This window comes from Chitinophaga pollutisoli (assembly GCF_038396755.1).
GTDB lineage: Bacteria > Bacteroidota > Bacteroidia > Chitinophagales > Chitinophagaceae > Chitinophaga > Chitinophaga pollutisoli.
In genome coordinates this window covers 2,868,037-2,884,889 of the sequence record NZ_CP149822.1, presented here as the reverse complement: position 1 = coordinate 2,884,889, position 16,853 = coordinate 2,868,037, and the positions used below count along the sequence as shown (strand labels likewise).

The 16,853-nt window shown below is 53.2% G+C and carries 16 protein-coding genes and 1 pseudogene; 8 read left to right on the top strand and 9 right to left on the bottom strand.

The window, feature by feature from the left end; translation table 11 throughout:
• Positions 1 to 124: 124 nt before the first annotated feature.
• Positions 125 to 1,663: a lysine--tRNA ligase gene (lysS, locus tag WJU16_RS11860; RefSeq protein ID WP_341838520.1), complete on the bottom strand. Its 1,539-nt coding sequence runs from the start codon at positions 1,661 to 1,663 to the stop codon at positions 125 to 127.
• Positions 1,664 to 1,863: 200 nt separating this feature from the next.
• Here lysS and WJU16_RS11855 point away from each other — a divergent pair, with 200 nt between their 5' ends.
• Together WJU16_RS11855 and WJU16_RS11850 are read left to right on the top strand one after the other, a co-directional pair.
• Positions 1,864 to 2,691 carry a universal stress protein gene (locus WJU16_RS11855; protein WP_341838519.1) on the top strand — a complete coding sequence of 276 codons (828 nt, stop codon included), beginning with the start codon at positions 1,864 to 1,866 and terminating at the stop codon, positions 2,689 to 2,691.
• Between the two features lie 25 nt (positions 2,692 to 2,716).
• Positions 2,717 to 3,454: a DUF4197 domain-containing protein gene (locus tag WJU16_RS11850; RefSeq protein ID WP_341838518.1), complete on the top strand. Its 738-nt coding sequence runs from the start codon at positions 2,717 to 2,719 to the stop codon at positions 3,452 to 3,454.
• Between the two features lie 77 nt (positions 3,455 to 3,531).
• Here WJU16_RS11850 and WJU16_RS11845 read toward each other — a convergent pair whose 3' ends face one another.
• Positions 3,532 to 4,419, bottom strand: a complete 888-nt coding sequence (locus WJU16_RS11845; RefSeq protein WP_341838517.1) for a flavin reductase family protein — start codon at positions 4,417 to 4,419, stop codon at positions 3,532 to 3,534.
• A gap of 9 nt (positions 4,420 to 4,428) precedes the next feature.
• On the bottom strand, positions 4,429 to 5,445 hold the full coding sequence (locus tag WJU16_RS11840; protein WP_341838516.1) for a fumarylacetoacetate hydrolase family protein: 1,017 nt from the start codon (positions 5,443 to 5,445) through the stop codon (positions 4,429 to 4,431).
• Positions 5,446 to 5,501: 56 nt separating this feature from the next.
• Between WJU16_RS11840 and WJU16_RS11835 the strand changes: the two genes are divergently transcribed.
• Positions 5,502 to 7,439: a serine hydrolase gene (locus tag WJU16_RS11835; RefSeq protein WP_341838515.1), complete on the top strand. Its 1,938-nt coding sequence runs from the start codon at positions 5,502 to 5,504 to the stop codon at positions 7,437 to 7,439.
• A gap of 70 nt (positions 7,440 to 7,509) precedes the next feature.
• Positions 7,510 to 8,172 carry a sterol desaturase family protein gene (locus WJU16_RS11830; RefSeq protein WP_341838514.1) on the top strand — a complete coding sequence of 221 codons (663 nt, stop codon included), beginning with the start codon at positions 7,510 to 7,512 and terminating at the stop codon, positions 8,170 to 8,172.
• A gap of 60 nt (positions 8,173 to 8,232) precedes the next feature.
• On the opposite strand, the gene WJU16_RS11825 is transcribed toward WJU16_RS11830, so the two are convergent.
• The 6 genes and pseudogenes from WJU16_RS11825 to WJU16_RS11795 form a co-directional block, all read right to left on the bottom strand.
• A complete protein-coding gene (locus WJU16_RS11825) occupies positions 8,233 to 8,568 on the bottom strand; it encodes a hypothetical protein (protein ID WP_341838513.1) in 336 nt (111 codons plus the stop codon).
• Positions 8,568 to 9,274, bottom strand: a pseudogene (locus tag WJU16_RS26085) (DUF6263 family protein). The gene WJU16_RS11825 and the pseudogene WJU16_RS26085 overlap by 1 nt, the downstream one beginning before the upstream one ends.
• Before the next feature lie 245 nt (positions 9,275 to 9,519).
• The gene (locus WJU16_RS11810; protein ID WP_341838510.1) at positions 9,520 to 10,302 is read right to left on the bottom strand and encodes a TIGR02757 family protein; all 783 of its coding nucleotides are present in this window, start codon (positions 10,300 to 10,302) and stop codon (positions 9,520 to 9,522) included.
• 93 nt (positions 10,303 to 10,395) lie between these two features.
• On the bottom strand, positions 10,396 to 11,535 hold the full coding sequence (locus WJU16_RS11805; RefSeq protein ID WP_341838509.1) for a cystathionine gamma-synthase: 1,140 nt from the start codon (positions 11,533 to 11,535) through the stop codon (positions 10,396 to 10,398).
• A 391-nt stretch (positions 11,536 to 11,926) separates the two neighbouring features.
• A complete protein-coding gene (locus WJU16_RS11800) occupies positions 11,927 to 12,547 on the bottom strand; it encodes a DUF2911 domain-containing protein (RefSeq protein ID WP_341838508.1) in 621 nt (206 codons plus the stop codon).
• 56 nt (positions 12,548 to 12,603) lie between these two features.
• Positions 12,604 to 13,194: an ACP phosphodiesterase gene (locus WJU16_RS11795; RefSeq protein ID WP_341838507.1), complete on the bottom strand. Its 591-nt coding sequence runs from the start codon at positions 13,192 to 13,194 to the stop codon at positions 12,604 to 12,606.
• A gap of 420 nt (positions 13,195 to 13,614) precedes the next feature.
• Here WJU16_RS11795 and WJU16_RS11790 point away from each other — a divergent pair, with 420 nt between their 5' ends.
• From WJU16_RS11790 to WJU16_RS11775, 4 genes are all read left to right on the top strand, one after another.
• The gene (locus WJU16_RS11790; protein WP_341838506.1) at positions 13,615 to 14,058 is read left to right on the top strand and encodes a hypothetical protein; all 444 of its coding nucleotides are present in this window, start codon (positions 13,615 to 13,617) and stop codon (positions 14,056 to 14,058) included.
• 144 nt (positions 14,059 to 14,202) lie between these two features.
• On the top strand, positions 14,203 to 15,177 hold the full coding sequence (locus tag WJU16_RS11785; protein ID WP_126245796.1) for a deoxyhypusine synthase family protein: 975 nt from the start codon (positions 14,203 to 14,205) through the stop codon (positions 15,175 to 15,177).
• Positions 15,178 to 15,451: 274 nt separating this feature from the next.
• Positions 15,452 to 16,075 carry a TetR/AcrR family transcriptional regulator gene (locus tag WJU16_RS11780; RefSeq protein ID WP_341838505.1) on the top strand — a complete coding sequence of 208 codons (624 nt, stop codon included), beginning with the start codon at positions 15,452 to 15,454 and terminating at the stop codon, positions 16,073 to 16,075.
• Positions 16,076 to 16,206: 131 nt separating this feature from the next.
• The gene (locus WJU16_RS11775; RefSeq protein ID WP_341838504.1) at positions 16,207 to 16,821 is read left to right on the top strand and encodes an outer membrane beta-barrel protein; all 615 of its coding nucleotides are present in this window, start codon (positions 16,207 to 16,209) and stop codon (positions 16,819 to 16,821) included.
• Positions 16,822 to 16,853: the final 32 nt, after the last annotated feature.

Here is a 16,853-nt window from a genome sequence, read left to right as displayed (position 1 = left end):
AACGACGCCGCCCGGCTTTTGTTCAACGGAATCGAACCTGCTTGTAATACTGTCCCTTTTTTGGATAACCCCGAAAAAAAGCCCGGCACTGCCAGTGCCGGGCTTGCTATTGAAAATCATTCCGTTATTCTGCCGCCTGTTGCTTTTCAGGCCGCATTTGCGGGAAAAACAGCACGTCCTGGATAGAAGGCTGGTTGGTCATGAGCATGGTCAGCCGGTCGATCCCGATCCCGATCCCGGAGGTGGGGGGCATGCCATATTCCAGGGCGCGGAGGAAGTCGTAATCGATGTACATCGCCTCGTCGTCGCCGCGTTCCATGAGCGCCACCTGGTCTTCGAAGCGCTGGCGCTGGTCGATGGGGTCGTTGAGCTCGGAGTAAGCGTTGGCGATTTCCTTGCCATTGCATATCAGCTCGAAACGTTCCACCACGCCGGGTTTGCTGCGGTGCTTCTTGGTGAGGGGGCTCATCTCTACGGGATAGTCGGTGATAAAAGTGGGTTGCACGTAGTGGTGCTCGCACTTCTCGCCGAAAATCTCGTCGATCAGCTTGCCTTTGCCATGATTCGGCTCGGCGTGTATGCCGAGTTGCCTGCACACTTCGCGGATGCCGGCTTCGTCCATTTCAGACACATCGAACCCGGTGTGTTCCTTGATGGCGTCGTAGATGGGCACGCGGGGGTAGGGCGCCTTGAAGTCGATCTCCCTTTCACCCACGGTTACTTTCGTATTTCCGTTCACGTTAATGGCCACTTTTTCGAGCAGGCGCTCGGTGGTGTCCATCATCCAGTGATAATCTTTGTACGCGGCGTACATTTCCATCACGGTGAATTCGGGGTTGTGGGTACGGTCCATCCCCTCGTTACGGAAATCTTTCGCGAATTCGTACACGCCTTCGAAGCCGCCGACGATGAGCCTTTTCAGGTACAGTTCGTTGGCGATGCGCAGGTACAGCGGCATATCAAGCGCGTTGTGGTGCGTGATGAAGGGGCGCGCGGCGGCTCCGCCGGGGATCGCTTGCAGGATGGGCGTTTCCACCTCCAGGTATCCCATTTCGTTGTAGAAATCACGGATCGTCTGCATCAAACGGGTGCGCTTGATGAAAACCTCTTTCACCGACGGATTAATCACCAGGTCTACATACCGCTGGCGGTATTTGAATTCCGGATCGGTCACCTCGTCAAACATCTCCCCGTCTTTTTCCCGTACAACGGGCAGCGGCCGGAGCGCTTTAGCCAATATGGTAAGCTCCCGCACGTGGATGGAGGTTTCGCCGGTTTTGGTGACGAAAGCGTAGCCTTTCACGCCGATAAAGTCGCCAAGGTCGGTCAGTTTCTTCCATACGTTGTCGTACAGCGATTTATCTTCCCCGGGGCAGATATCGTCCCGCTTTATATACAATTGAATGCTTCCCTTACTGTCTTGCAGGAGGGCGAAGTTGGCCTTGCCCATGTCGCGGGTTCTCATGATACGGCCGGCCAGGCACACGTCCTGGTACTGGTCTTTCGTTGCTTCCGAATAACCAGCCTTGATGTCTGTGGAATACGCGTTAACCGGGTATTCTGCGGCGGGATACGGATCGATCCCCAGGTTCTGCAGCTCTTTCAGCTTGCCGCGGCGGATAATTTCCTGTTCTGACAGCTGTTGTTGGGTAGTTACGCTCATTGTCGTGAATAATACTGTTTTGAGGGGGAATGGATCTCCCCCGGCATTACGAGACCGCAAAAATAATCGATTTCGGCCGCATTTGGGGAATGTTGTCCGCGAGGCCCCGCATGGTGTGTTTTTTTAATTTATTTATGATTTCGGATCAGGCATTGGTGTGGTTATTGCGTAACTTTAAGGCGGATAAAAACAGACCCGGCATGAAAACCATCATCGTTCCAACGGATTTTTCTGAAACGGCTTACAACGCGGCCCGTTATGCCATCGGGCTTGCCCAGCAGGCAGGCGCTACCCGCATCGTGCTGTATCACGCATATGAGCTGATCGTTCCCATCCCCGACCTCCCCACGGCCGTGCCCATCGTTAATATGGACGACCTCCGGGAATCAAGCATGGAAGGCCTCCGCAATATGCAGGCCCAGCTCAGGCCCATGATGCCCGCGCACATCACCCTTGATATCCGCGCTGACAACCACCTGCTGGCGGCCAATATCGACCAGGTATGCCGGGAAGAACTGGCCGATGTGGTGGTGATGGGCATCACCGGCGGCAGCCAGCTCGAAGAAATCCTCGTCGGGTCCAATACGGTAGACGTGGTGAAATCCTCCGCCTACCCCGTGATCGTGGTGCCCACGCAGGCATCCTTCAAGCCGATCCGGAAAATCCTCTTCGCCTGCGACCTCCGCAAAGTGGCTAAAACCACCCGTAAAGCGCCGCTCATGAAATTCCTGGAACTTTTCAAACCCGAATTGCATGTCGTGAACATCCAGAAAGAAGGGCGCGAACACATCCGCCCGGAAGAAAATCAGGAGCTAGACAACATGTTGCACGACTTCAACCCGCAATACCATTTCATCGACCGGCCCAATATCCCGGAAGCGGTAACGGAATTCGCACAATCCGAAAAAGCAGACCTGCTCCTCATCATTCCGAAAAAGCACGGTCTTTTCGACAGCATATTCAAACGCAGCAATACTTCGCGGATCGCGTTCCATACGCACGTTCCGCTGTTATCCATCCATGAATGATATCCCTGTACAAACAATCAGCATCATGTTAAAACGAACCATCCTTATCGCGGCAGGCGCACTCGTGCTCCATACCACCGCCAATGCCCAGATCCTGAAGAAAGTGGGCAACGTACTCAATTCCGGCAGCACCTCCACCACCGGCGCCAACGTCACCGAAGGCGAAGCCGCCGGCGGCATCAAGGAAGCCCTGGAGAAAGGTGTCCTCAAAGGCATCGGCCTGCTTAACAAGCAAGACGGTTTCTTCGGCAATGAACTGTACAAAGTACTCCTCCCGCCGGATGCGCTGAAAGCAGAAAAGGCGCTCCGCAGCATCGGCATGGGCAGCCTGGTCGATAAAGCCATCCTCCAGATCAACCGCTCGGCCGAAAACGCCGTAGGATTTGCCGCGCCGATCTTCGTGAACGCCATCAAGCAAATGACCATCACCGACGCGATGAAACTGCTGACGGGCGGACAAAACTCCGCCACCAACTTCTTCAAAGAGAAAACTACCGCCAGCCTCGTGGCCGCCTTCTCTCCCGTAATCGACTCGGCGCTTAACCAAACCGCCGCTACCAAATACTACGGCGAAATCGTGACTAAATACAACAGCCTGCCTACTTCCTTTACCAAACTCGACCCGGACCTGAAAGGCTACGTGACCAACAAAGCCGTTGGCGCCCTGTTCGACCAGATAGGGAAGGAAGAAGCCGCCATCCGCAACAATCCCGCAGCCCGTACTTCGGAACTGCTGAAAAAAGTATTCGGCGGAAAGTCCTGATTACATGCTGTAACGCATAAACGAAAAGCGGTCCGGGTAATACCTGGACCGCTTTTCTATTTTCGGGGAAAGTCTCGTCAGTGGAGGTTTCCGGCCAGCAATACCTGCCAGGCCTCGTTCACTTTGTGGGAATCGAGGAGCTGTTTTGCGTAGCGGTGCAGTTCTTTTTCCATTTCTTCGGGATTGATGGAAAAGTACTGGATGATGTTGGTGAGGTGCTCGTCGGTAAACGCGGGGTCCACGGGCGGGAGGGCTTCCACGTTGCCCAGCTGGCCGAGGTTGTTGCCGGTGAGGATGTGACTGTTGCGGATTGTGGCCGGCAGCGCATCCACGCCGATGCCCAGTTGCGTATTGGGCTTGGCCACTTCGAAGACCGCCGTACCGGAGGCCCGGCAGTAAAAATCGCCGCCCATCCGCGCCACGAGATCTATTTTCTGCGGGTCGATCCGGCCGTTGATGTCGAGGATGTTTTCGTTGACATGCAGGAGCACGGGCTCGCAGATCACGAGGTTACCCGCGCCGCCGCCGGTGCCGGTTTCGATGATGTCCCTTACTTTGCATTCCATTTGCACGGGGCTTTCGGCCACGCGGAAAGGCTTTACTTTTTCCGAAGGCAGCGGGGTGAAACCCGCCTTCACGAACTCATCCGTGCCGCGTGGATATTCGCAGCTGGAAAGGGAGGTCTGCTGCACCATGGCGTAGCTTACGACGTTGATCACGACTTCTTTGGTGGCGTAGATATTTTCCAGCGTGTGCTTGACGGTATTGTCGCGCACGCGGCGTGATGGGGAAAATACCAGCGTGGGCGGGTTGGAGCCGAATACGTTGAAGAAGCTGAAGGGGCTCAGGTTCGGTCGCCCGTCTGCGTCCACCGTACTGGCGAAGCAAATGGGGCGCGGCGCCACCGCACCCAGGAGGTACGCGTGGAGCGCGGAGGTTTTTACTTCCGAGGGATCTACTCTCATGCCTTCCGGTTATATGTTTTTCTTGTTGGCAAGAATGGAGAAATCAGTTTCTTCCGCTACGATGGTGTTCGTCAATTTGCCCAGTCCGTCGATTTCCATTTCCACCACGTCGCCGGCCTTCAACCATTGCTCGGGGTAGTTGGGATCGTTCAGTTTGCCGGTTCCGTTCAGCTCCAGGAAGCATCCGGTGCCTACGGTGCCGGAGCCGATAACGTCGCCGGGCAGGATGTCGGCACCATATGCGCAACGTTCCACGATCTCTGCGAACGTCCAGTCCATATCCCCCATATTCCCTTCGCTCACCTGCACGCCATTGACCCAGCATTTCATTTTCAGGTTATAATTGTTGCCGGTGTGGCCTTCTTTCGCCGGGATGCGGAATGGTTCCAGTTCGTCGGCCGTTACCAGCATGGGACCGATAACGGTACTGAAATCCTTACCCTTGGCGGGGCCGAGGTTCAGTTTCATTTCTTCCATCTGGAGCGTGCGGGCGCTCATGTCGTTCATGATCATGTATCCCCCGATATATTCGTCGGCCTCCGCGGCGGTGATATTCCTGCCGCGCTTGCAGATCACGACAGCGGCTTCCAGTTCAAAGTCGAGTTTATCGAAATGGTCGGGCATGCAGAAGATATCGCCGGGGCCCTGGATGGCGTTGTGGTTGGTGAAATAGAAGATGGGATACTGATCGAATTCGGGGATCATGTCCACTTTCCGGTTTCTCCGCGCCGCCGCTACGTGCTGGCGGAAGGCGTATCCATCACGGCAGCTGGTGGGGAAAGGCACCGGCGCCAGGAGCTGCACTTCATCAAAGGGCACGCCATGCACGTTGGAACGCGGGGTGTGGCCTTCTTTCAACCTTGCATCTATCGCCTTCGCCAGATCGATCACTTCTTCCCACATCTGCAAAAACATATGCATGGTGGTAGGAAGCTCGGGATGGAGATCCTGGAGGTTATAGAGTTGTCCGTTCACGAGCATGGCCAGCTGGTCCACGTCTTCCCGGATGTAAGTAACGAGTTTCATTGGTTGGGTTTTGGTGTTCTGGCGCCAAATATATCGGATTTTTATAGCTTTAAGATATGTACAGACGGTTCCTTTTCTGCCTTTTGGTGCTGTATTCCGGCATTGCGGCCGCGCAGGCCCGTACAGACGCGCCTTTGCGGGAGCTGCTTTTCCGGAAAGCTACCCCGGCACTGCGGCATGTGCTCAGTCACCCGGATTCCTTCCAGGTCCAGCTCATCTTCACCACCATCAACCGCGACGCGAAAGGGAAGCCTTCGTTCCGAGACTGGCATTTCCAGACCGACCGGAACAAATATTTCAACCCCGCCTCCACCGTCAAAATGCCGCTGGCGTTCCTGGCGCTGGAGAAGCTCCGGCAAATGAAAATCTGGAAATGGACGCCGATGCTGACCGACAGTGCGTGGATCGGTCAAACCGCTGTGTCCGCAGATACTTCGGCGGCGAACGGGCTGCCGTCCGTAGCGCAGTACATCAAAAAGATCTTCCTTGTTTCCGATAACGATGCTTACAACCGGTTGTATGAATTTTTGGGGCAGGGGTATATCCATGACCAGCTGCGCGCCAAGGGATACAACGATGTGAAGATCGTCCGCCGCTTCGTGGCCATGAACGAAGAGCAGAACCGCCATACCAATCCCGTTCGCTTCGTGCAGAATGGGGAAACGCTGTACAGCCAGCCTGCGGCGTATAATACGGCGCCTTTCGATTACAGCAAAACCTGGCTGGTTGGCCATTCGCATTGGGACCGGAACGACAGCCTCATCCGTTCGCCCATGGATTTCACGAAGCATAATTACTATCCGCTGGAGGACCTTCACCGGTTGCTGCGCAGCGTGATTTTCCCGGAATCGGTGCCGGAGCGGGAACGGTTTGGGCTGGAAGAAGAGGATTACCGGTTTTTATACCGCTGGATGGCCGCGTTGCCTTCGGAAAGCGATCACCCGCGGTATGATACGAGCGAATTCTTCGACAGCTACACCAAATTTTTCCGGTTTAAGGATGGGCGCCGCAAGATCCCTGCAAATATTCGCGTGTTCAATAAAACGGGCTGGTCGTACGGGTATCTTACCGATATCGCGTATTTCGCGGACTTTGAAAATGAGGTGGAGTTCATGGTGTCGGGAAATATTTATGTGAACCGCGACGGCGTGCTGAACGACGGCAAATATGAATACGAAGAGATCGGATATCCGTTCTTCCGTGAGGTGGGTGATTTGTTGTATGCATACGCGTTGGAGCATGCGCCAAAGCGACGTGCGGACTTGTCGAAGTTCCGGGAGGCGGTGGAGGGTTTGGGTGAAAAGCCGGTGGTGGTAACGCGTGGCGATACGGCGCGGAAGCGGTTGGCGCTCGTATTTACGGGGCATGAATTTGCCGATGGCGGGGTGTATATCGCGGATGTGCTGAAGCGCCTGGGTGTGAAGGCGTCCTTCTTCCTGACGGGCGATTTCTATGAAAATCCGGCATTTAGGGGGCTAATCCACCGGTTGCAGCTGGAAGGGCATTACCTGGGGCCGCATTCCGGGAAGCACCTGCTTTACTGCGATTGGAAAAAGCGGGACAGCCTACTCGTTTCCCGCGGGGAATTTGAATCCGATTTGGATATGAACCTCCGCGCCATGAACCGGCTGGGCCTTCCGGAGCCGCATTATTTCCTGCCTCCGTACGAGTGGTATAACGACACGATATTGCAATGGACACACGATCTGGGGATGCAACTCATCAATTTTACCCCCGGCACGCGTTCCAACGCCGATTATACCTATCCGGAAATGATGAATTCTTATGTATCCGGCGACAGGATTTACCAGTCTGTTATTCAATACGAAAACCGCCACCCTGCCGGGTTGAATGGCTTTTTACTGCTTCTGCACATCGGTACCGACCCCAGGCGGGAGGATAAATTTTATTTTCAATTGAACAAATTGATACGATATTTGCTGCAGAAAGAATACGAATTGGTGATTGTACCCCGGTTACTGTCCAGACGGTAACCTACCCAAAACATTTAGTTCCCTACTCCTGTTACTGATTAACAAATGGTTTAATTAAAATTTGGGAGTCATGAAGTTTGAGAAGATCAAGAATAAAGGACAGGCAAGATTGTTTGAAAGCCGGTATCTGGAAATGCTGACCAAAACGCATCCACTTGTGATCTGGGGCATGTATCTGCCGTTGATTGGATATTCGCTGTATTACAGTCACAGCGCGCTGGGTTTTAGCATAGGCCGTATTGCGCTGGTATTTTTCGGCGCCATGTTTTTCTGGTCATTTTTCGAGTATATCATGCACCGTTTCATTTTCCATATGATAACGGAAAGCCCGCGGATGACGCGTTTCATCTATGTGCTGCATGGTAACCATCACGAATACCCGCGCGACAAACAGCGGCTCTTCATGCCGCCCGTGCCCAGCCTTATCCTCGCCTCGGCCATTTTCGGAGCGCAGTACATTTTCCTCGGAAAGTTCACGTTCATGTTCTTCCCTGGTTTCCTGCTTGGTTACCTTATGTACGGAAGCATGCACTACGCCATCCACGCCTGGAACCCGCCGTTCCGGTTTATGAAACCGCTCTGGCGGAACCATCACCTGCATCACTACAAAAGTGAAGACAAAGGCTTCGGCGTCAGTTCCGCTTTCTGGGACCGCGTTTTCGGCACCTTCTTCGATCTGGAGAAAGAGAAGGAAGACAAAGACAAAGTGAAATCGCTGATGTTCGACAAGTAAAAAAGACGATCCATAACAAAAGGGCCGCCAGATTTACTGGCGGCCCTTTTGTTATATGTTTTACCATTTATCCGCGTCGCCGGCGAGGTCTTCAGGCGGCTGGCGGTACTTTTCACGGGAGATGATTTTTTCCGTTTGTCTTTCGATGATCAGCCGGGCGATGGAGCGGTACACGTCCGGGTAGTTTTGCCCGGCGAGGATTTCCTTTACTTTCTTTTCCGAAACGTCCACCTGGTAGAGGAGCAAAACGAACTGCTGGAAATTTCTTTCTACGAGCATTTCAATTTGTTCCGCCAGCGTTTTCTCCAGGTCTTCCAGTGAGAAGTGCGACGGGAGGCGGATGCCCGCGTTTTCCTGCAGCCAGGTACCGGTTTCTTCCAGGTGGCGGCTTTCCATTACTTTACCTGCTTGATTTTGTAGGAAGCGTTGGTCACGATTTTTACCGGTACCGTCAGATCCTTTTTCAGTTGCTTTTTACGGTTGGCGAGGTATACGTATTTACCGTTCATTTCCGTGTTCTGCACGGCGATGCTGGGAAAACCACTTTCGCGGAGGATGAGATAATTGGTGATGAGCTTGCCTTCGATGGCGGCCGTGGCCTGGATACCATCTTCAATCGTGAAGGTTTCAACCCTGTCGGTCTTGATATTGCCTTCGGCGTTGACCTTGGCCGTTTGGCCGTCCCAGTGCTGGAGGTTCCAGTAGAGGTCTACCCGGCCTTTGAGCCCCCGCGCAGCGGAACGCTTTCTTCCCACTGGGTGCCGTTCTTGATGCCATGCACAGGGTAAATGATGAGGAGTTGCTCCAGCCATCCGCGGAATGCGTCGGTACCGAACTGGTCTTTCAGGAGTTTCTTATACGCGTCGCGCTCGTCGGATTTCAGCTTGGCGAAAGCTTCGGAGGCTTTTTCCATGAGCTGGTCGAGCCCTTCCACCTTGGTGATATTGCCCGTGCCCTGTATTTCAACGGAAAAGGGCTGGTTGAGCATGAGCTTGAGCGCGCCTTGCAGGGGCTCGTCCGGGTGGTCGGTTTTGGCGTCTACGTAAATATTCTGGTTTTTGGCGTTGAAGTTGAATTTGATGTCGGTATAGGACCACTGCATGGTGAATCTTCCGGGGGCGGCATCGGTAACTTTGATGGACATTTTGTTATTGTAATCGCGGGTTGTCCGTTGCACCACTTCCTGCACCGTCATGTAGGTTTCGCTGCGGCTTTCCTGGCTCAGGGTAAATTCACTTCCAGTCTTCAGATTGTAATTCAGCTCCACATAGTCCTGCGCGGAGAGGGATAAAGCGAGGCAGCACATCGCTACCAGTCCGGTGATTTTCTTCATTATCTCATATTTGATCAAACGTATTTCTCGATGACCCCCAGCCCGAAAAGCGCAAAATCGTATTTCACGGGATCGGCGGGATCCATCAGTCGCAGCTGGCTGGTGAGCTCGACGGCGGTTTTCCAGTTGGCGTCTGCGCTCTGGATAAGGCCGAGCCTGGCGGCCACGCGGCTGACGTGTATATCGACCGGGCAAACGAGCTGCGCGGGCGCAATTTGCCTCCATAGTCCAAAATCCACGCCATTTTTATCGGGCCTTACCATCCACCGCAGGTACATATTGAGCCTTTTGCAGGCGCTGTTGCGCACGGGTGTGGATATGTGCTTGCGGGTGCGGTCGGGGTGTTCCATGGCAAAAACCATTTTCTGGAACCCGATGAGCGCGTTTTCCACGTTAACGTCTTCCGGCTGGAGGTATCCGCTGAAGGCGAATTCCAGGGACGTCATGTTGGAATAATAGTGCTGGAGGAACTCCACGAAATAGAGGAGGTCCAGCCCGTTGAAGGTCCGGTGCCTGAAGTTCATGAGCTTCATCCGGTCTCGCGGGTCGTGGTTCACGACGAAATCATAGGGCGCGTTGTCGAAGAGCGCCATTAGCTCGGTGCACTTGTTGATGATGGTGGTACGGTTCCCCCAGGCCAGGATGGCGGCGAAAAGGCCGGCGATCTCAATGTCCTGGAGCTTCGTAAACCGGTGCGGAACGCTGATCGGGTCGCCTGCGATGAAAGCCGGCTGGTCGTAGTGCTCCGCCTTGGCATCCAAAAATTCTTTCAGTTGCTGGAACTTCATAGTGGTCATAGCATATGGAAAAAATGCCCCCGGCCTCTTGCAAGAACGGAAGGCATGTAGGTGTAATGTGCTAAAAGTAAGCAGATTGATGGAAGAATCCAATCAGCCGATGGCTTTTTTCAGGTCTTCGATCAGATCCGACACATCTTCAATACCTACACTCAACCGGATCAGGGAGTCCGTCAGCCCGTTTTTCAGCCTTTCTTCGCGGGGAATGGAGGCATGTGTCATCGACGCCGGATGGCCGATGAGGCTTTCCACGCCGCCCAGGGATTCCGCCAGGGAAAAGAGATGCGTACCGCTGAGGACCTTCAGGGCTGCGTCCATACTGTCGTCTTTCAAGGTAAAAGAGATCATGCCGCCGAAACCGCGCATCTGCTTTTTGGCGATATCGTGGTTGGGATGGTCTTCAAATCCGCACCAATATACTTTTTCCACTTTGGGATGATCGCGGAGGAAGCGGGCCACGGCCTCGCCGTTTTCGCAATGGCGCTGCATGCGTACGTGCAGGGTTTTGATACCCCGAAGCACCAGGAAGCAATCCTGCGGCCCGGGAACGGCGCCGCAGCTGTTCTGGATAAAGGCCAGTTGCTGGGCCAGCGCCTCGTCTTTCACGATCACGGCGCCATGCACCACATCGCTGTGCCCGCCGAGGTATTTGGTGGCGGAATGCACGACGATATCGGCACCCAGGTCCAGCGGGTTCTGCAGATAAGGCGAGGCAAAGGTATTGTCGACCGCCAGCAGGATGCCCTTTTCCTTCGCAATGGCCGAGCAGGCCGCGATATCAATGATATTGAGCATGGGATTGGTGGGCGTTTCCAGCCAGATGAGCTTCGTGGCCGCATTGAGGTGGCCGCGGAGCCGGGACGCGTCCTGCAGGTCGGCGAAATGGAATTTGATACCATATTTGGCGAAAACTTTAGTGAATATCCGGAAGGTACCGCCGTATAAGTCGCTGGAAGCCACTACTTCATCGCCGGGCGACAGCAGTTTTATAATAGCGTCAGTAGCCGCGAGGCCGCTGCCGAAGCAGATGCCGTGTTTTCCGTTCTCAATGGCGGCCAGGGCGTTCTGCAGCGCGTGGCGCGTAGGGTTCTGCGTCCGGGCGTATTCGTAGCCTTTATGGTCGCCCGGAGCGGCCTGTACGTAGGTGGAGGTCTGGAATATCGGCGTCATGATGGCCCCGGTGGAAGGGTCCGGTTCTACGCCCGCATGGATCAGCTTGGTACCTAACTTCATGGATTGCTAGATTTTATGGGAATTCCAAAGTTAACGAATTATCCCGCCCGGCGGCCTGGCCCGAAATATTAGGGGCAAATGACACGTATGTGCTATGCCGTTGCCCCTGAAATCGCTTCGCAGTGGGGATTTGGGGGTTTCAACCACACTTATCGGCAGTAGCCCGCCCATTTCCGCCGGTTACGAGAAAAAAAACAACGTTCACCAGAATGCCCCGGAAAGTATGGGTTATTCCTCTAATTTTGACTCAGGTTTTTCATAGGATATGGTTAAAAATTTCTGAAGGCGGTATTCTTACCGCTTTTTTCTTTTGCCCCATGTTTCAAACTGTAATCATAAAAAAAAGGCAGCGGATCCGCTGCCTTTTCGCATATCGTTGATTCCCGGAGGGTTATTTCGCTTTGGATTTCGATCCCGCGGAAGCTACAGCCTTGCTGTCGGCCCAGCGGATGGGCAGCGCTACCTGGGTTTTGTCCCAGCCCATGAGCAGGTTCGCCCCGCCGGCGGCTTTTTCGAATACCATGCTGAAGGCTTCTATTTCTTCCGGAGCGGCGTTCACGGGCACTTCGGTACGCACCACGTCGAGCTGGGGCTCGTATTTATAAGCGCCCCAAATGTCGGTTTGTTTGTTGAGGATCACCGTCCATTTGGTTTCGCTGGGGATGGCGTAGAGGGTATAGCGGCCTTTCGGGATGGTTTTACCGCCTACGGTCACGGGCCGGAAGAACTCCAGCTCGGTGGCTTCGTTCGCGCCCAGGCGCCAGATCTTGCCGTATTCCACAAGGTTGCCGAAGATGGGGCGGCCTTTTTTCTGCGGGCGGCTGAAGATGGCCCTGGCCACGAGGGCGCCGGGCTCGCCTTTCACCTTGCACACGTAAGGGAACATGACGGGGTAGTAGGCCATGTCCATGGGACTGGGGTCTACGGGCGGCATTTTCTTGTCCTGCGCAAAAGAGGCGAGGCTGCACACGGCCAGGCCGGCTATAACGATGAGTGATTTGAGCGTATTCATAATTCGTTGGATGATGTGTTTGAAATCGGACCCAAACCTACGTGTTTTTCAGAAATCTAGGAAAGCTCCTTTGTCAGAGTTTTCATAAAGTTTTCGGCGTCGCGGATGAAGGCGTTGTAGCAGTCCCGGAAATCCGTGTACCGGGCCGTAAAAACGCTGTAAGGGACGGTGGCTGGCTGCTGGAAATATTTGGACCGGCGCACGATGCCGCCGAAGCTGCGCAAGATGGCGTCGCGCTCATGATAATGGTAAAGCCAGTTCTGGCTTTGCATGAAAGCGAACATCTGCCGGAACGCGGCCGGGAGGAGGGGCAGCCGTTCGTCTACCGCGGCGTAGACTTCCTGCGCGAAGCGTTCGAGCGCCGGGCGGGTGAAGCGGGCGGGGTCGTTGGCCAGGAAGTGGTCGTAGACCACGTCGAGGAACACGCCGCCGTAAAGCCCGGAGCTGGGGCGGAAGATGTCGCGGGCGGTTTTGGAGGCGGGATGCTGATCGGTATATGCGTCGAGCGCCCGGTGGAGGAGGATCCCTTTGCGGAGGGGGGCGGGGTAATCATCCACTTTTTTCCCTTTAACGAAATCGGCGATCAGCTGCCCGGCAGTTACATCCGGATCATGAAAAGATAAATATGCGTGCGCGAGATAATTCATAGTCAGACAGGCGGCGATTCCCGGCGATGAACGGCAAAAGCACGACAACCGGGCGTTTCCGCGTTCCCTAAGATAGGTATTATTCCCCGACCCGTCCGCTTCCGGTACATGTTGTCCGTTTTCGGAAATGCTTTTCCAGCGCCTACCGCACGTCACCGCCGGATCACTTTAACAAAGTCTTAACCCGGCCGCGTGCAACATTTCTTCTTTTCGCTCAACCCCGCATCCGGCGCGGGTTCCGTACTGCGGGGATAATGCGTTTTACGTATACGTTATAACATGCATAACATTAGCTTCATACTGGCGTGCCAATCATAACTATTCCCTTGTCAACCGTTTACCGGCGGACTAATTTTACATCATCAAATCACACACCGCATTCTAAAACAAATTAAAAAACCTGATTAAAATTTTTCCGCCATGAAAAAGATGATCGCCATTCTGACCCTGGTAACCGCATTCGTCACCAGCGCATTCGCTCTCGACGAAACCATTAACAACAAAAAAGTGCTGGACGCATTTAAGGAAGAATTCGCCAAAGCGAAAGACGTATCGTGGTATACTACTACCGACAAGTACGTGGCCAAATTCACCCTGAACGCCCGGAAAGTGACGGCGCATTATGACAGGGAAGGCGTGCTGCTGGCCACCAGCCGTTATATCGACGATGCCGAACTGCCCCTGAATGTGATTACCCGCCTGATGAAGAAGTACCCTGACCAGAAGATCAACAACATCGTAGAGTATGAAGCCGACGGCCTCACCACTTACGTTGTAACCCTGGAAAGCGAGACCCACTGGACCGTGCTCAAGGCCGAATCCAACGGGAACATCACCCGCCTGAAGAAATTGCAAAAAGCATAACCGCGTTTTAGTTTTAGTTTCAGTCAGTATGCCGTCCTGGATTCGCCGGGACGGTTTTTTTATGCATGCTGGTTTCGATGGGCCTTTTGCCCATTGAAAATTGTACCTTTGCGGCTTGTACACACAAGTAAAACATGTACTGTAATGACTAAAGGACCTGTTTCACAATTTATCCAGCATCATTACCGCCACTTCAATGCGGCGGCACTGGTAGATGCAGCGAAAGGATATGAGACGCATTTGCTGGAAGGCGGCAAGATGATGGTAACCCTGGCGGGTGCGATGAGCACGGCTGAACTGGGGATTTCGTTCGCGGAAATGATCCGTGCCGGAAAGGTCGATATCATTTCCTGTACGGGCGCCAACCTCGAGGAAGATATCATGAACCTCGTGGCCCATACGCACTACAAGCGCGTTCCGAACTACCGCGACCTCAGCCCCCAGGAAGAATGGGACCTGCTGGAGCAGGGCTTCAACCGGGTAACGGATACCTGTATCCCGGAAGAAGAAGCTTTCCGCCGCATCCAACAACACATCCATAAAATCTGGAAAGACGCGGAAGCCGCCGGTGAGCGCTATTTCCCGCACGAATACATGTACAAGCTGCTGTTGAGCGGCGTGATGAAAGAGCACTACGAGATCGATCCGAAAAACAGCTGGATGCTCGCCGCGGCCGAAAAGAATATTCCCATCATCGTTCCGGGTTGGGAAGACAGCACCATGGGCAACATCTTCGCTTCCTACGTGATCAAGGGTGAGCTGAAAGCCTCCACCATGAAGAGTGGTATTGAATACATGGTGTGGCTCAGCGAATGGTACCGCAACAACTCCGCCGGCAAAGGCGTTGGCTTCTTCCAGATCGGCGGCGGCATCGCGGGTGACTTCCCCATCTGCGTGGTGCCCATGATGTACCAGGATCTCGAGTGGACCGACGTTCCGTTCTGGAGCTACTTCTGCCAGATTTCCGATTCCACCACTTCTTACGGTTCCTATTCCGGCGCTGTTCCCAACGAGAAAATCACCTGGGGCAAGCTGGATATCAATACACCGAAATTCATCGTTGAGTCGGATGCTACCATCGTGGCACCGCTCATCTTCGCCTACCTGCTCGGCTGGTAAGCATATATTTTTTACGGAGGCCGCGAATGATCAGGCGGCCTCCTTTTTAACCCTTTTACCCTTCGCCCCACGCTTCAAATTGCCTGTTACCGCTGTTTTAACAAAATCTTTCATGATACATATGTGGAATATTAAATATTTCTTTATGTTTGCGGTGCAATTGGATTACATATTGTATTTTTTATAGTTCTTACTAAATCAGGTATAAATTTTTTTTGCAGGTTCTAAAAAGTTCCTACATTTGACCCGCAAAGTCAAATAGTCAAACGCGATTTTGCATAGTCACCAAATGGCCGAACAGGATCAAAAGAGGGAAGCGATACTGGAGGCGGCGCTGAAGCGGTTCAAACGCTTTGGCCTGGCCAAAACGACTATGGACGAAATCGCGAAAGACTTGGAGATCAGCAAAGGATCTTTGTACTACTACTTTTCCGATAAGGACAGGATTTATGTAGCGGTGGTGGAGCGGATCGTGAACGGTTGCTTCATCGACATCAGCACTTTCCTGGAAACGGCCGGCTCCATGCAGGAAGTAATGGACCGGTACCTGTCGGTAAAAGAATGGATGTTATTGGAATATCATCTCCTGTTCGGCACCAACATGTGGGTGAGCGACAAACCGAGCAGCCTCATGCGGCAAATCGGCGAGATGGTCCATCAGTCCGAAATCCGGTTTATTTCTTCCTGGCTGAAAAAAGGAATCGGGCTGGGAGAATTATCGGAACAACATGATCCTGCCGTAACGGCCGACCTGCTGGTGCAAGTGATGTTTGGATTCTGGATCAACTGGTGCAAATGGCAGACCGCGGATTTTGACCTTCAAGACGCCAACAATATAAAAGAGTTCATGAACCGGGAGAGAAAGATGTTAACTATTTTCTTCAACGGTTTAAAATAAACCCGGAAAACTATATCCGAAAACCATTTTTATCGACCGAAGCCTGCGTCCCTCCAATTGCTTCCATGTATGTAGAAACATGAATTAAGCGATTCAATCATTGACATATTAAACTCAAAATTGTACGACAGATGAAAAAGATGATCGTTATGGCCGCGCTGGCCCTGTTCGGTTCCCAATTCGCTAAAGCCCAGGTGCAGAAAGGTAACTTCCTGGTTGGCGGTACCCTCGGTTTTAACTCCTACACCGAGAAAACAGACGGCGTGGACGGCAAGTATTCTGAAAGCAAAATCACCATCAGCCCTAAAGCAGGCTACGCCCTGTCCGACAAATGGATGGTTGGTGTATTCGTTGACGGCGGTTTCGGTACCAAGAAAACCGAAGCAGGCGAAGTTAGCACTAAAGACAAATCCTCGATGATCGCTCCTGGCGTTTTCGTTCGTAACTATTGCCAGATTGCTGACTCCAAAGTGTACTTCACCAGCGAAGCAAATGTTGCCTACGGTTTCGGCAGCAACGAAGTAGCGGATGTGAAAGTGAGCAAAACCAACGAAATCCGCGCTAACATCATGCCCGGTATCTCTTACCTGGTAGGTAAGCGCCTGATGCTGGAAGGTAACCTCGGTGGCCTGTCTTACAGCAACATGACTGTTAAACCTGAAAACGGTGGTGCTGAGAAAAAGTACAGCAACTTTGATTTCAACTTCATCAGAAGCTTTAACGTAGGTGCTTCCTTCCTGTTCTAATGCTGAAACATTAGCGTTTTTTATAAAGGCAT

Excerpts from the sequence above, each read along its gene's own strand:
- lysS (WP_341838520.1), bottom strand. The coding sequence starts at position 1,663 with ATGAGCGTAACTACCCAACAACAGCTGTCAGAACAGGAAATTATCCGC.
- WJU16_RS11810 (WP_341838510.1), bottom strand. The coding sequence starts at position 10,302 with ATGACCACTATGAAGTTCCAGCAACTGAAAGAATTTTTGGATGCCAAG.
- WJU16_RS11850 (WP_341838518.1), top strand. The coding sequence starts at position 2,717 with ATGTTAAAACGAACCATCCTTATCGCGGCAGGCGCACTCGTGCTCCAT.
- WJU16_RS11805 (WP_341838509.1), bottom strand. The coding sequence starts at position 11,535 with ATGAAGTTAGGTACCAAGCTGATCCATGCGGGCGTAGAACCGGACCCT.
- WJU16_RS11775 (WP_341838504.1), top strand. The coding sequence starts at position 16,207 with ATGAAAAAGATGATCGTTATGGCCGCGCTGGCCCTGTTCGGTTCCCAA.
- WJU16_RS11845 (WP_341838517.1), bottom strand. The coding sequence starts at position 4,419 with ATGAGAGTAGATCCCTCGGAAGTAAAAACCTCCGCGCTCCACGCGTAC.
- WJU16_RS11835 (WP_341838515.1), top strand. The coding sequence starts at position 5,502 with ATGTACAGACGGTTCCTTTTCTGCCTTTTGGTGCTGTATTCCGGCATT.
- WJU16_RS11800 (WP_341838508.1), bottom strand. The coding sequence starts at position 12,547 with ATGAATACGCTCAAATCACTCATCGTTATAGCCGGCCTGGCCGTGTGC.
- WJU16_RS11840 (WP_341838516.1), bottom strand. The coding sequence starts at position 5,445 with ATGAAACTCGTTACTTACATCCGGGAAGACGTGGACCAGCTGGCCATG.
- WJU16_RS11790 (WP_341838506.1), top strand. The coding sequence starts at position 13,615 with ATGAAAAAGATGATCGCCATTCTGACCCTGGTAACCGCATTCGTCACC.
- WJU16_RS11830 (WP_341838514.1), top strand. The coding sequence starts at position 7,510 with ATGAAGTTTGAGAAGATCAAGAATAAAGGACAGGCAAGATTGTTTGAA.
- WJU16_RS11785 (WP_126245796.1), top strand. The coding sequence starts at position 14,203 with ATGACTAAAGGACCTGTTTCACAATTTATCCAGCATCATTACCGCCAC.
- WJU16_RS11795 (WP_341838507.1), bottom strand. The coding sequence starts at position 13,194 with ATGAATTATCTCGCGCACGCATATTTATCTTTTCATGATCCGGATGTA.
- WJU16_RS11855 (WP_341838519.1), top strand. The coding sequence starts at position 1,864 with ATGAAAACCATCATCGTTCCAACGGATTTTTCTGAAACGGCTTACAAC.
- WJU16_RS11825 (WP_341838513.1), bottom strand. The coding sequence starts at position 8,568 with ATGGAAAGCCGCCACCTGGAAGAAACCGGTACCTGGCTGCAGGAAAAC.